The sequence below is a fragment of the Rhodopila sp. genome, from assembly GCF_035548235.1.
Classification (GTDB): domain Bacteria; phylum Pseudomonadota; class Alphaproteobacteria; order Acetobacterales; family Acetobacteraceae; genus Rhodopila.
This window is the reverse complement of sequence record NZ_DASZTJ010000083.1, coordinates 1-13,609: the sequence shown is the minus strand read 5'-3', so window position 1 is coordinate 13,609 and position 13,609 is coordinate 1. Positions and strand designations below refer to the sequence as shown.

General features: G+C 67.2%; 16 protein-coding genes. 7 read left to right on the top strand and 9 right to left on the bottom strand.

Annotated features, from left to right (window positions below; genetic code table 11):
* From VHB27_RS06870 to VHB27_RS06855, 4 genes are all read right to left on the bottom strand, one after another.
* Positions 1 to 397 (bottom strand): hypothetical protein (locus tag VHB27_RS06870; RefSeq protein ID WP_325598564.1); only part of this gene is annotated, 397 nt, incomplete at its 3' end.
* A gap of 76 nt (positions 398 to 473) precedes the next feature.
* Entirely contained in the window at positions 474 to 728 is a 255-nt protein-coding gene (locus VHB27_RS06865) for a hypothetical protein (protein ID WP_325598562.1), read from the bottom strand.
* 601 nt (positions 729 to 1,329) lie between these two features.
* Positions 1,330 to 2,634 (bottom strand): citrate synthase, encoded by a 1,305-nt coding sequence (gene gltA / locus VHB27_RS06860; RefSeq protein ID WP_325598560.1) that lies wholly within the window; start codon positions 2,632 to 2,634, stop codon positions 1,330 to 1,332.
* A 198-nt stretch (positions 2,635 to 2,832) separates the two neighbouring features.
* Positions 2,833 to 3,039 (bottom strand): hypothetical protein, encoded by a 207-nt coding sequence (locus tag VHB27_RS06855; protein ID WP_325598558.1) that lies wholly within the window; start codon positions 3,037 to 3,039, stop codon positions 2,833 to 2,835.
* 134 nt (positions 3,040 to 3,173) lie between these two features.
* On the opposite strand from VHB27_RS06855, the gene VHB27_RS06850 reads away from it, so the two are divergent.
* From VHB27_RS06850 to VHB27_RS06840, 3 genes are all read left to right on the top strand, one after another.
* Positions 3,174 to 4,037, top strand: a complete 864-nt coding sequence (locus tag VHB27_RS06850; protein ID WP_325598556.1) for an LpxI family protein — start codon at positions 3,174 to 3,176, stop codon at positions 4,035 to 4,037.
* 22 nt (positions 4,038 to 4,059) lie between these two features.
* The gene (gloA, locus tag VHB27_RS06845; protein ID WP_325598554.1) at positions 4,060 to 4,446 is read left to right on the top strand and encodes a lactoylglutathione lyase; all 387 of its coding nucleotides are present in this window, start codon (positions 4,060 to 4,062) and stop codon (positions 4,444 to 4,446) included.
* Positions 4,447 to 4,518: 72 nt separating this feature from the next.
* Positions 4,519 to 5,640 (top strand): CaiB/BaiF CoA transferase family protein, encoded by a 1,122-nt coding sequence (locus VHB27_RS06840; RefSeq protein ID WP_325598552.1) that lies wholly within the window; start codon positions 4,519 to 4,521, stop codon positions 5,638 to 5,640.
* 9 nt (positions 5,641 to 5,649) lie between these two features.
* Here the strand turns inward: VHB27_RS06840 and VHB27_RS06835 are convergent, their stop codons facing one another.
* Complete coding sequence (locus VHB27_RS06835) at positions 5,650 to 6,042, bottom strand: GFA family protein (RefSeq protein ID WP_325598550.1); 393 nt, start codon at positions 6,040 to 6,042, stop codon at positions 5,650 to 5,652.
* Between the two features lie 5 nt (positions 6,043 to 6,047).
* The gene (locus VHB27_RS06830; protein WP_325598548.1) at positions 6,048 to 6,452 is read right to left on the bottom strand and encodes a DUF2237 family protein; all 405 of its coding nucleotides are present in this window, start codon (positions 6,450 to 6,452) and stop codon (positions 6,048 to 6,050) included.
* An 80-nt stretch (positions 6,453 to 6,532) separates the two neighbouring features.
* Between VHB27_RS06830 and VHB27_RS06825 the strand changes: the two genes are divergently transcribed.
* On the top strand, positions 6,533 to 8,026 hold the full coding sequence (locus VHB27_RS06825) for a YifB family Mg chelatase-like AAA ATPase (protein ID WP_325598546.1): 1,494 nt from the start codon (positions 6,533 to 6,535) through the stop codon (positions 8,024 to 8,026).
* A gap of 117 nt (positions 8,027 to 8,143) precedes the next feature.
* Positions 8,144 to 8,398, top strand: coding sequence for a hypothetical protein (locus VHB27_RS06820; RefSeq protein WP_325598544.1), 255 nt, complete (start codon positions 8,144 to 8,146; stop codon positions 8,396 to 8,398).
* Between the two features lie 112 nt (positions 8,399 to 8,510).
* Here VHB27_RS06820 and VHB27_RS06815 read toward each other — a convergent pair whose 3' ends face one another.
* Together VHB27_RS06815 and VHB27_RS06810 are read right to left on the bottom strand one after the other, a co-directional pair.
* Positions 8,511 to 9,008, bottom strand: a complete 498-nt coding sequence (locus VHB27_RS06815; RefSeq protein ID WP_325598541.1) for a metallophosphoesterase family protein — start codon at positions 9,006 to 9,008, stop codon at positions 8,511 to 8,513.
* Complete coding sequence (locus VHB27_RS06810; RefSeq protein WP_325598539.1) at positions 9,005 to 9,895, bottom strand: ABC transporter substrate-binding protein; 891 nt, start codon at positions 9,893 to 9,895, stop codon at positions 9,005 to 9,007. Before VHB27_RS06810 ends, VHB27_RS06815 begins: the two co-directional genes overlap by 4 nt.
* A 144-nt stretch (positions 9,896 to 10,039) precedes the next feature.
* On the opposite strand from VHB27_RS06810, the gene VHB27_RS06805 reads away from it, so the two are divergent.
* Positions 10,040 to 10,990 (top strand): TIGR03619 family F420-dependent LLM class oxidoreductase, encoded by a 951-nt coding sequence (locus tag VHB27_RS06805; RefSeq protein ID WP_325598537.1) that lies wholly within the window; start codon positions 10,040 to 10,042, stop codon positions 10,988 to 10,990.
* Between the two features lie 21 nt (positions 10,991 to 11,011).
* Positions 11,012 to 12,490: a tetratricopeptide repeat-containing glycosyltransferase family protein gene (locus VHB27_RS06800; protein WP_325598535.1), complete on the top strand. Its 1,479-nt coding sequence runs from the start codon at positions 11,012 to 11,014 to the stop codon at positions 12,488 to 12,490.
* Between the two features lie 33 nt (positions 12,491 to 12,523).
* Here VHB27_RS06800 and VHB27_RS06795 read toward each other — a convergent pair.
* Positions 12,524 to 13,609 (bottom strand): hypothetical protein (locus VHB27_RS06795; RefSeq protein WP_325598533.1); only part of this gene is annotated, 1,086 nt, incomplete at its 5' end.

Genomic DNA, 13,609 nt, shown 5'->3' with positions numbered 1-13,609 from the left:
TGACTACCTCCCGAACCATCCCATTCGTCCGCTGATACCGGAGCGCCATATCCACGCGCTTGTTCATCTGACGGCGAAGCTTCGGGTCCGCGAGGTTCAGCCCCCGCGCCTCCATGACCTTCCCAGCGATGTCCTTGGCGGTCATAGGTCCGCCGGACCGGCGCAGCGTGTCCAGCACGGCCCGGCTGATCGACGCCAGTTCCGGAGCGGCTGCGGCCCGGCGGTAGCGCGGCCGGATCGCATCCAGGCGGTATTCCGGATCAATCTGCTGGATGACGGAGTCGAGGGCGGCCAGGTCGGCGTGCATCTGTTGCAACTCGGCCTGAGCGGTATGCATGCGGGCCATCATTTCAGCGCGGCGGGTGACAAGGGCATTTAGGACCGTGGGGTCTGACATGGGATACTCCAGATGAGTAACCCATATTATATCATGTCATCTATTATCGTTGGTATACGTTCTTTTGGTGTATCTGCTACATAATGCCGAGGATGTCGACGAATGGCTCCTCATAGGTGCCGCCGAAATTCAGCCACAGCCCGTCGGGCAAGGTGCGCAGACGGCTGCTGCCGGGAATCTTCAGATACGGGCTGCATAATTTCGTCTCGTCCTCGGAGGGGCGTCCTCTCAGCCAAGATTCCTTACGCCGAGGCGTCACGCCGGGCGGCCGCTGGCCCCACCGCTTCAGGCGGCTTTTCACCAGCAGGTCCAGCGAAATGTCTTTGCGCATATGTTTCCCCTGACGGGTCGGTTCCGATGCAACTGAAACGTGTATTACCCATCAGATTTTCTGCGGAAAGTTTTTCAGACTGAGCGGTATGCCGTAACGTCTTGATCCATTTTGTAATACAAGTACAGCATCATGTTACATTGTTCCCATTTGGGCGGCACATGCCGATTGCGTTGCATTGGATCGAAATACAGTGGTGTGCATAGCGTATCCGACGAACCAGCCGGTTGCACGGCGTGCGCGCATGGTGACCGGACGGGGCACCACAGCCAAGCCTCTTCTCGGTATTTATTCTATAAATAATGAATTAGGACCGAATGCTCCGATGGCCCATCTTTTGGATGCAGCGCATAGTTATCCACAGCTCCATCCGCACAGAATTTCACTGAATGAAACAGATGATCACGAAACTGTGAAATAACAATTGCCTCCCAGGAGGGACTTCATCCAATGGTTGTAGGGGTCCATCCGGTTCCGGCAGCCGAGCAGTCCCGTTGCCCACAACCGGTATAAAAAATGGCGCGGACCTTATGGCCCGCGCCGTATGTCACACACGCTTACCGACCCGGCCGCCGCAAGGCGCCGGATCAGGAGGGACGCGTCAGCGGTCCGACGCCGGCACGTAGTCCCGCTTCGTCGGTCCGGTATAGACCTGCCGCGGCCGGCCGATGCGCTGCTGCGGGTCCTCGATCATCTCTTTCCACTGCGCGACCCACCCCACCGTGCGCGACACGGCGAACAGCGCGGTGAACATGCTGGTCGGGAAGCCCATCGCCTTGAGGATGATGCCCGAGTAGAAGTCGACGTTCGGATAGAGCTTGCGGTCGACGAAATACCTGTCGTTGAGCGCGATCTTCTCCAACTCCATGGCCAGGTCGAGCAGCGGGTCGCCCTTGATCCCAAGCTCGGCCAGCACGTCGTGGCAGGCCTTCTGGATGATCTTCGCGCGCGGGTCGTAGTTCTTATAGACCCGGTGGCCGAAGCCCCACAGCATCTCGTGGTTGTTGCGGTCCTTCACCTCCTCCAGGAACTGGGGGATGTTCTTCACGTTGCCGATATGGGTCAGCATCTTCAGCACCGCTTCGTTGGCGCCGCCATGGGCGGGGCCCCACAGGCTGGCGATGCCGGCGGCGATGCAGGCGAACGGATTGGCGCCGGTGGAGCCGGCAAGGCGGACCGTGCTGGTCGATGCGTTCTGCTCATGGTCCGCGTGCAGGATCATGATCAGGTCCATCGCCTTCGACAGGACCGGATTGACCTTGTAGTCCTCGGCCGGCACGGCATGGAACATGTGCAGGAAGTTTTCCGCATAGGTCAGGTCGTTGCGCGGATAGATGAAGGGCTGGCCGATGGTGTATTTGTGCGCCCAGGCGGCGATGGTCGGCACTTTCGCGATCAGCCGGAACGCGCTGATTTCGCGGCTTTCCGCATCGTGGATGTTCAGGCTGTCGTGATAGAACGCCGACAGGGCGCCGACCACGCCGCACATCACCGCCATCGGGTGCGCGTCGCGGCGGAAACCGTTGTAGAAGGTGCGGACCTGCTCGTGCAGCATCGTGTGCCGCATCACCCCAAGCTCGAACTCCTTGGCCTGGCCGGCGTTCGGCAACTCGCCGTTCAGCAGCAAATAGCAGACTTCCAGGAAGTTCGATTTTTCAGCCAGTTGCTCGATCGGGTAACCGCGATACATCAGGATGCCCTGGTCGCCGTCGATATAGGTGATCTTGCTGTCGCAGGACGCGGTGGCGCCGTAGCCGGGATCGAAGGTAAAGACGCCAAGATCGGCGTACATCTTGCGGATGTCGAACACATCCGGACCGACAGTGCCGGAGATCAGCGGCAGGCGGGTGGACTTGTTGGAGCCGTCCAAGGTGACTGTAACAGACCGTTGTGCCGTTGCGCTCATGTGCGCTGTGTCCTTGCTGTGTGTACGAACGTCGCCACAGCTCCGACACGCGGAAAACCGCCCATCCAAGCCATGGTTCAGGACAAAATTATGGCGCTATGCGTCAGGACGCAATCCTTCGCATACGCAGCAGGACTTTCAGGATACAGCGCAACGGTTCCGAGACATCGGGCGTCGTTGGGCGCGTGGAAGCGGCGATCAGTGCAGGACGATGTGCCGCCGCGGCCGGATTGCGGGCAGGGGACGCGTCTGCTCCGCCTGGCAGGCACGGACCGCCTTGCTGAGCGCCAGCATCGTCCGCGGCAGATTGAGAATCGCCGCTTCCTCCGCCAGCATCGTCAGGCATTGCAGGATATTGGCCGCCGTCGCATGCCGAACCTCGTCGGGGCTGTCATCATCAACCATGGTTGGGCATCTCTGTCTTGGGGCCAAATTCACGGACGCGTGAGAACACCATATTCGATGTATGCATACAAACCATGTCCGGCAGCAAGAAAAGACTGTACGAAGCGGGAATCGCAATGAAAACGCAGGCAGAAATGCCACGTACAGATCCACGTGCGGACCCGCCGGCAGACCCGCCGGCCTTGGGGATCATCGCCGGCGGCGGACCGTTGCCCGGCCGGGTCGCCGCGGCCGCTCGGGCGGCGGGCCGGCCGGTGTTCATCCTCGGTCTGGAGGGTTTCGCCGATCCCGCTGTTCTTGCGCCATTTCCTCACCTGATCAACCGCATCGGCGCTGCCGGGAAAACGTTGCAGTCCCTGCGCGCGCATGGCTGCCGGGACCTCGTGATGATCGGGCCGGTCCGGCGCCCGTCCTTGCTCGACCTGCGGCCGGATGTGGAAGGCACCCGCATCCTCGCCCGGATCGGCCGGGCCGCCTTCGCCGGCGATGACGGCCTGCTCTCCGCCGTCATCCGCGTGCTGGGTGAGGAGGGCTTCCGGGTCATCGGCGCGCATGAGGTGCTGCGGGAGACGCTGGCGCCTCCCGGCCTGCTGACCCGGGCCGCCCCCGACGCCCTGGCCAAGGCCGATATCGATCGCGGCGTCGCCGTGTTGCGCATGCTTGGGCCGGCCGATATCGGCCAGGCCTGCGTGGTGCAGCAGGGCCTCGTGCTGGCCGTCGAGGCGGTCGAGGGCACCGACGCGATGCTGGCCAGGGCGGGGGCGCTGCGGCGGGACGGGGCAGGGGGCGTGCTGGTGAAACTCTGCAAGCCTGGCCAGGACCGGCGCGCCGACCTGCCGACGATCGGCCCCGATACCGTGCGCAATGCCGCCGCCGCCGGGCTGAGGGGGGTTGCGTTCGAGGCGGACGCCACCATTCTGGCGGAGCGTGAGGCCTCTCTCGCCGCGGCGGACGCGGCGGGGCTGTTTCTGCTGGGCCTCGAAGGCCTGTCGTCGTGATCCTTGCAAGGGGGATGATCCAATGAGCCGGTTTCTGCACACCATGCTGCGCGTCGGCGACCTGCAGCGCAGCGTCGATTTCTACACCAAGGGATTCGGCATGAAGGAACTGCGCCGGCGCGACGTGCCGGACGGCAAATACACGCTGGCCTTCGTCGGCTACGGCGACGAGGACAGCAGCACGGTGATCGAGCTGACCTACAACTATGGCGTCGACCACTATGACATGGGCGGCGCCTTCGGCCATCTCGCTATCGGCGTGCCGGACGTCTATGCCGCCACCGAGACGCTGCGCAAAGTCGGTGCGAAGGTGACGCGCGAGCCGGGGCCGGTGAAGTTCGGCACCACCGTCATCGCCTTCGTCGAGGATCCGGACGGCTACAAGATCGAACTCGTCCAGCGCGCCTGAGCCGCCGGCCGCGGTTGCGCAACCGGTCCCGGCCGGCGTTTACTTCCTGGCAACAGCAAAGGGAGCACGTCGATGGGACCGCTGGCCGGGGTCAAGATCGTCGAATTCGCCGGGATCGGACCGGCACCCATGGCGGCCATGATGCTGGCCGACATGGGTGCCACCGTCATCCGGATCGATCGGGTCGCGCAGGCCGATCTCGGCGTGCCGATGGCAGACGAGCACGAATTCACCCGGCGCAGCCGCGCGGTGATCAAGCTGGACCTCAAGCGGCCGGAAGCCGTGGCGGCGGTGCTGCGGCTGATCGACACGGCCGACGGCCTGGTCGAGGGCTTCCGTCCCGGCGTGATGGAACGCCTGGGCCTCGGCCCGGATGTCTGCCTGGCGCGCAATCCCCGGCTGGTGTTCGGCCGCGTGACCGGTTGGGGGCAGGAGGGGCCGCTGGCGCAGGCGGCCGGCCATGACCTGAACTACATCGCCTTGACCGGCGCCCTGCATTCGATCGGCCGAGCCGGGGGGAAGCCGACGCCGCCGCTGAACCTCGTTGGGGATTATGGCGGCGGGGCGCTGTACGTGCTGACCGGGCTGCTGGCGGGGATCATCTCGGCGCGCGCGACAGGACGCGGGCAGGTGGTCGATGCGGCCATGGTGGACGGCGTGCTGTCGCTGATGACGCCGATCTATGCGATGCGGGCCGGCGGGCGGTTCACCGGTCCGCGCGGGTACAACCAGCTCGATTCCGGCGCACATTACTACGAAGTTTACGAATGTGCCGACGGTGCGTTCATCTCCGTCGCGCCGATCGAGATGAAGTTTCACGCGGAACTGTTGCGCCTGCTGGAGATCGATGCGGCCGACATGCCGCCGCAGCGCGACCCGGCGGGCTGGCCCGCCTGGAAGGAGAAGCTGGCGGCGATCTTCCGCACCCGCACGCGCGACGAATGGTGCCGGGTGCTGGAGGGTTCGGATGCCTGCTTCGCGCCGGTGCTGTCGATGCAGGAAGCGCACGAGCATCCGCACAACCAGGCGCGCGGCGCGTTCATCGACGTCGGAAACTACCGCCAGCCGGCCCCCGCGCCTCGTTTCGGCGGCACACCGTCCGCCGCGCCCCGCCCGCCCGGGTCGGTGCCGGCGCGCGAGGCCCTGGCGAACTGGGGGCTGAGCGAGGCGGAGATGGCGGGACTGATCGCCTAGGCGCTTGGTCTACGGTTCCCTGGGAAGGTCTGCCGCGTCGGAGAGCCACCGGGCGCGCGACTGCCAGCACGTATCGACGGTGGGAGATACGCCGGGATCATCGCGAAGCGAGCCTGCGGGAACGATGACCTCTCGCCCGCTTCGCGTGGCATGCGGAAGCGGGGCGCCGCAGGTCCGGCAGAACGATGTCGAGAAGCTGCGGGCCGTGGAAAGATCGAAACGAGAAACGTTCGCCTCGCCGGACAACCAGCGGAAGGCGGCGGGCGGGACGTAGGCGTTCGCGGCGAAGGCGCTTCCGGTGGCGCCGCGGCATCGCGAGCAGTGGCATTTCACGAACCTGCTGAACGGAAGGTCGACTTCGAATTCGACCTGCCCGCAAAGACATCCGCCGCGCACGGACATGTCCGCTAAACCAGATCGATCGCGTAACGCGTCAGGTCCACCAGCTTGCAGTACCGCAGCGCCCCTTCCTCGGTCGCCTTCAGCACCACGTTCGGTGCGGCGTTCGCCTCCAGCGCTTCCTGCCAGCGCGGCGCGCACAGGCACCAGCGATCCCCCGGCTTCAGCCCGGCGAACCCGAACTCCGGCCGCGGCGTCGTCAGGTCGTTGCCGACATTGGCGCTGAATTCCAGGAATGCCTCGGTCATCACGGCACAGACCGTGTGGCTGCCGATATCCTCGGGCGCGGTGTCGCAGCAACCGTTCCGGAAGAACCCGGTCACCGGATCGTTGGAGCAGAGGCCCAGCGGCCCCCCAAGCACATTGCGGCCGGGCCGACGGCCACCGCGGCCGCCGCTTTCGTCGAACGGCATCGAGCAGGCACCCCGTTTGCTGTTTCTTTACCAATACCCGCGAGACTGCCGCGATGTCCAAGCCCAGGCAATCCACCGCGATGGCAGTCGCCAACACCTTCGCGTTCGCGGGGATCGAGGCGGTGCCGGTGGAAGTGCAGGTCCAGGTCGCGCCCGGCACGCCGGCCCTGCTGCTGGTCGGCCTGCCCGACAAGGCGGTGGCCGAGGCGCGGGAACGGGTGCGCGCCGCCTTCGCCGCCATGGGCCTGTCGCTGCCCCCCAAGCGCATCCTGATCAACCTCAAGCCGGCCGACCTGGTGAAGGAGGGATCGCATTTCGACCTGCCGCTGGCGCTGGGGATGCTGGCGGCGATGGACATCCTGCCGCGCGAGGAGATCGCCGGCTACGCCGCCCTGGGCGAGTTGTCGCTGGACGGGTCGCTGAACCCGGTCGCCGGCGTGCTGCCGGCCGCGATCGGCGCCTCGGCCCGCGACTGGGGGCTGATCTGCCCGGCCGGGCAGGGGGGCGAGGCCGCATGGGCCGGCCGCATCGAGGTCCTGGCGCCCGCCGACCTGCTGTGCCTGATCAACCACTTCAAGGGCACGCAGGTGCTGACGCCGCCCTCCACCGCCGGCGTCGCCCAAGGCACGGCCGGAAAGGACATGGTCGACGTCAAGGGCATGGAGACCGCGCGCCGCGCGGTGGAGATCGCGGCGGCCGGGGGACACAACCTGCTGCTGGTCGGGCCGCCGGGCGCGGGCAAGTCCATGCTGGCCGCGCGGCTGCCGGGCCTGCTGCCCGACCTCGACCCGAAATCGGCGCTGGAGGTCAGCATGATCCACAGCGTCGCCGGCTTGCTCGACGGTGGCCGGCTGGTGATGCGGCCGCCGTTCCGCGAGCCCCATCACTCCGCCTCCCAGGCCGCCCTCACCGGCGGGGGCCATCGCGCTCGGCCCGGCGAGGTCAGCCTGGCGCATCGCGGCGTGCTGTTCCTGGACGAGTTGCCCGAGTTTCCGCGCCAGGCGCTGGAGGCGCTGCGCCAGCCGATGGAGACGGGGCAGACCACCGTCTCCCGCGCATCGGCGCACGTGACCTATCCGGCGCGCTTCCAACTCGTTGCCGCGATGAACCCGTGCCGCTGCGGCTATATGGGCGAGGGCGGGCGGGAGTGCAGCCGCGCGCCGCGTTGCGGAGAGGACTACCAGAACCGGGTCAGCGGGCCGGTGATCGACCGGATCGACCTGTCGGTCGAGGTGCGTCCCGCCTCGGCGGCGGAGTTGGCGCAGGCACCGATCGGCGAGAGCAGCGCCGCCATCGCCGAACGGGTCGGACAGGCCCGATTGCACCAGGCCGCGCGTTACGGCGCGGAGGGACCGGCGAACAACGCCGAAGCGGATGGCGGATCGATCCGCTTGCAACCGGATGCGAGCGCCTTGCTGGGGCATGCGATGGAAAAGCTGCGACTGTCGCCTCGGGGCTACACGCGCAGCATGCGGGTGGCGCGCACGATCGCCGATCTGGCAGGCGCCGAGGTGGTTGGCCGGGCCCACGTGGCCGAGGCGCTGGCCTATCGGCATCGGGGTCCGAAGGATTGACGGCAAAGCGTGCCTGCCAAGGGAAATATCTGAGGAAAGGCGTCTTGCCGACCGGCTCCGGATTGACTAAGCTCCGATGAACATGAGAATGATTCGCAAGTAGAGGTCCCCACAGTGATGGCTCAGGAACAGCCGCGGGAAAGCCAGATCGCGCGCCGATGCGAGCGGGCTGTCGTCACGGCCTATCGGGAGCTGCGCCTGATCGGTTCGGACGACATGTCGGCGTTTCAGGCCTGCACGGCATTATACCGGATCCATCACCCGGAGTCCTCGATCAATGAGGCGCGGCGCCTGGTCGCGGAGTGGATCGACCATCACGTGGTCCAGGCGAAGACCGGACCGACGGATGGTTGCGCTTGCGACGATAACTGAGCCGTCCGCCTCCGATTCATTTCGTTCCGGCAGTTGGCGTGACGGCCTGCGGATAGGCGCGGGTCCTTTGTGCCGCAACCGCGAAGAGGCGGTTCATCCGGCACGATTCCGGTCATCGTTTCCGGGCACTGATCTCCCCCAACGCAACGGGCCGGAAATCCCACGCATCGACACCGACATCATATTGCCGGGGCAACGGCTTCAGCCGGCCATGGCTGTGCCCGTGCAGGTTCAGCGCGCCCTTCGCCATCCCGTTCCAGGTCCGGAACGCGTAATGGCACAGCACCAGGCGCGTGCCGTCCACCACCAGCTCGGCATAAGGCTGCACGCTCGTCCAGCCGGCCAGCGCGACGATCGCGGGGGGATCGTTGTTGCCCGTCACCAGGTGCTTGCGTCCGTGCAGCCGTTCCAACTGCGCCGCCGCGTCCGCGGGCGTCATCCGCAACGCGAAGTCGCCCAGGTGCCAGACGTCGTCGTCCGGCCCCACCACCCCGTTCCAGCGCGCTTCCAGCGCCGCGTTCATCGCCGCCACCGATCCGAACGGCCGCCGGTACAGCGACAACGCCCCGGCATGGTTGAAATGCGTGTCCGCGGTGAACCAGACCGTCATCCGGCGAAGAGTTCGGACGTGCCGTAGACCCGCGGCACCAACCCCTGTTCGGCCGCGTAACGCAGGCAGAGTTCGATGCCGGCGCGGTTCCGTTCCAGGCCATAGGGCAGCACGTCCGGCCCGACGATGCCGGCGAACCGAGCCTCGGCGCTGGGTTCGGTGGCGGCGGACTTGGCGGCGATGAACAGCGTCTCCAACTCGTCCGGCAACCACGGATGCGCCGCCACGATCCCGGTCTTCACGCACAGCAGGTGGTTGACCGGATAGGCGCCGGTGCGCCGATACCAGTCGGCTGCCGCCTGCATCGGATCGGCGATGACCGGCCGCACCAGCGCGGGGTCCAACCCGGCCAGCGCGATGCCCGCGTCGATCTCGCCGGCCAGCAGCATCGCCTTCAGGTCCTGCCCCGGCGCGATGCGCACGACGTTCGGCGGATCGGCGTATTCGGCGACATGCGCGTCCTCTTCGGTCACCCAGGTGATCGCGCGATGGTCGACGCCGTAATCGTCCAGCAGGATGCCGCGCAGCCAGATGCCGGTGGTCTGGGAGAACGCGCGCACGCCCACCCGCTTGCCGGCCAGGTCGCGCGGCCCGGTCACAGGCGAATCCCGCCGGCAGACCAGCGCCGCATGGTGGAACCCGCGCATCACCACGATCGGCAGCGCGACGATCGGCTTTCCATAGGCGTGCGCCTGCGCCAGCGTCGTCAGCGCGATCTCGCACAGATCGAAATCCAGCGTCCGCACCATGCGGCGGAAGGCGCGGGTGATGTTCGGAACGTCCTCGAAATTGAATCCCACCCGGTCGGACCGGACCGTCCCGTCCCGCAGCGCGCGGACATGCGGATAGGCGGCGAGGGCAGTGCGCAGCGTCAGACGGTCAGGCATGGCTTATCGATCTCCCCGCCGACGCTTCTACACAAGCCGGGCTTGGTTGACACGCCGCCGGATGGGCGGCTTGCTGCCGGCAACGGACCCACCGGCAACCGACCACCGGCAACCCACCAAGAGAAAATCCCCAAGAGGACATCCATGGAAATCGGCTTCAACCTGCCCATCAGCGGCCCCATGGCCACTGCCGAAACGATGGCGAACATCGCCCAGCTCGGCGAATCCCTCGGTTTCTCCTACCTGACGCTGACCGACCATATCGCGCTGCCCGATACCTCCACCCCCGGCTACCCGTACTCCACGACCGGCGAGTTCTATACGCCCGACCCCGGAAACCGCGTGGAGCAATTGACGACCGCCGCCTGGGTCGCGGCGAAGACCAGCAAGATCCGCATCGTCCTTGCGGTGATGGTGGTCCCGCACCGCCCGGCCGTGCTGGCATCCAAGCAGCTCTCCACCATCGACGTCCTCTCGGGCGGTCGGCTGGTCGTCGGCATCGGCGCCGGCTGGCTGCAGGTGGAGCTGGAAGCCGTCGGCACCACGCCCTTCGCCGAACGGGGCGCCGTGACCGATGAGTTCATGGACGCGATGCGTGCCATCTGGACCCAGCCGCGCCCGGTGTTCCACGGCAAATACACGCATATCGAGGGCCTGCTGACCGATCCGAAGCCGATCCAGAAACCCCACCCGCCGATCTGGGTCGGCGGCGAAAGCGGTCCCTCCATGCGCCGCGCCGCTCGGATCGGCGACGCCTGGTATCCGATCGGGACCAACAACGCGCATCTGCTGGACACGCTGCCGCGCCTGACCGCCGGGATCGCGAAGATCAGGGCGATGACCGCCGCGGCGGGACGGGACCCGGCCAAGATGGGGATCGTCTACCGGGTCAAGCGCCACGGCATGCCCGCACCGCTCGCTTCCGACGGCAACCGCAAGCTGTTCACCGGCACGGTCGCGAACACGATCGAGGACATCGCCGCGCTGAAGGAGATCGGCGTCACGGGCATCGATTTCGACTTCGAGGGCAAGGAGGCGGAGAAGTCCGCCGCCGACATGAAAAAATTCCACAATGAGGTCTTGTCTAGGATATAGGTCCGCACAACTTGCGGCTGCATGACCTATCCCGACACGGCGATCGCCGAACATGCCAAAGCCTTTGACCTTCACTGCCAGGGACGGATGCAGGAGGCGGAGGCAGCATACCGCGCCGCCCTGTCGATCGAGCCGGACCTGGCCGAAGGGTGGATGAACCTCGGTCTCGTGGCCATCAGCCGGAAGCGTTCCGAGGAAGCGCTGGGCTATCAGCGTGAGGCGCTGCGCCTTGACCCCGATAACGCCGACGCCCTGAACAACGCCGGCATCGCGCATTACACCCTGGGCAACGTCGCCGAGGCCGAGGCGTGCTTCCGCGGGGCGCTGCGCCTGAAGCCCGCGCATGGCAACGCGATGCTGAACCTCGGCTCGACGCGGCAACTGGCCAACGACGTCGACGACGCCATCGCTTGCTACCTCCAGGCCGAAAGCCTCGGCGTCGACCCCGCGCGGGTGAAGACCAACCTGGCGCTGGCGATGATGGAGCAGGGGCGGGCCGAGGACGCCGAGGCGCATTGCCGAGCCGCATTGGCGATCGCACCGACCAATGCCGAGGCGCATGCCAACCGCGCGATGGCGCTGCTGCTGCTGGGCCGGCTGGAGGAAGGCTGGAGCGAATACGAATCGCGCTGGGTGGTGGAGACCATGGGCCACCCGTTGCCGCCGCTGCCGAAGCCCCGCTGGATCGGCCAGGACGTCGCGGGGAAGACGGTGCTGCTCTATGCCGAACAGGGCTTCGGCGACGTGCTGCAGTTCAGCCGCTACGCCCCGATGGTCGCCGCCAGGGGCGCGCGCGTGGTGCTGGTGGTGCCGAAGCCGCTGCAGCGGCTGATGCGGACGCTGCACGGCGTGGCCGAGGTGCTGTCCGACGAAGACGAAGGGCTGCCGGAGTTCGACTACCACTGTCCGCTGATGAGCCTGCCCTTCGCCTTCAAGACGACGGTGGAGACGATCCCTGGCCCGCAGAGTTACCTCCACGCCGATCCCGCGGGCTGGGCGCCGTTCCTGGAGACGCTGCCGGGGCTGAAGGTCGGGCTGGTCTGGGCCGGCAAGTCGCGCACGGACCAGCCGCACGCGGTGGCGATCGACAAGCGCCGCTCGATGCGCCTGGCCGACATGGCGTCGCTGCTGTCGGTGCCCGGCTGCAGCTTCGTCTCGCTCCAGCTTGGTCCGCCGGCGCGGCAGATGGCGGGGCACGATGCGCTGGTCGACGTCTCCGATCGCCTCACAGACTGGAACGACACGGCGGAACTGATCGCCGGCCTGGACCTCGTGATCGCGGTCGACACCGCGGTGGCGCACCTGGCCGGGGCGCTGGGGCGGCCGGTGTGGATGCTGAACCGCTACGACACGTGCTGGCGCTGGTTTCAGCAGCGGGAGGACACGCCCTGGTATCCGACGATGCGGCTGTTCCGGCAGACCCGGAAGGGCGACTGGTCGGACGTGGTGGCGCGGGTGCGGGCGGCGTTGGCGGCGGCTGCCGGGGGATGGAGAGCCTGAGGGCTTTCCCCACTTTTACATGCTGTCCGGCTGCTACATGCTGTCCGGCTTCGCCTTCGCGGAGTATCTTCCCAGAATCTCCGCCAGCCGTGCGCGCGTGATCCCGGCCGCGGTCGACGGCCAGTCAACCGCATCCAGGCGCGCCACCATTTCGGCCAAGGCGGCGTCGTAATGGGCCCGGCCGCCCACCTCCCGAGCTTCCGCCTGAAACGTCGCCAGGCTGAACGCCGCGTCCTCCAGGACCAGGGCGTCGGGCAGGGGGGAGCCATCCAACAGCAGGAGCAGTCCTTCGCGAAGCCCGGCATCGAACCGGTCCCGCGCCGCGGCGTCCAGGCGCCGGCACAGCGACCGGCACAGGGCTCGTCGCTCCGCCTGCGTCGTCCGGTCGAGTTCGGTCAGCAGCGTCAGCAGGCGCCGGACCACGCCTGCCGCTTCGATCAGGTCGCCGCCGGCGATCCAGGCGTCGGGGCCGTCCGCGTCCAGGCGCGACAGCAGCAGGTCGGCCGCGGTCGACCGGGCGGCCAGCACCATCCTGTCGCCTTGTTCCGGCCGCGTCAGGGCGAACACCGTGGACGGCTCCGGCAGGCGCATCATCAGGAGGCCGAACAGACAGGCCAGCGCGGGCGGATGATCGGCGGCAACGGCCCGGATCACCGCCTGCACGCGCTCCCGCGGCGCCGGCAGCAGCACGGGCAACGAGGTCTGGCACAACGCCTCGATCGCCGGCGCCTGGCGCAGCACGGCGGCGACGATGGGTGCCAAGGCGCGGTAATGGGCCGTCGCCATCCCGGTGTCGCGCCAGCCCTCGGGCGGGCGGTCGGGATCGATCACCCGCGCGGCGGCTGGCCACAGGATGGTGCCGGCGACACGGACGAGGTCCTTGTCGGCGGTGTCCCGCCCCGCCAGGCGCGTTTCCACCTCGGCAAGGATCTCCGGGATCGCGGCGGCGACATGCGTGACGATCGGGCCCAGCGCGGAGCGGGGAATGGCCGGCATGCCCGGGCGCCAGGCCTTGGGCGGCAGGATGAGCGGATCGAACGGATAGAACAGCAGCCGCCTGATCCGCAGTCGCCGAGGCGGGCGCAGCACGTTCAGCCTCGGTCGCAGCGGACACAGTAG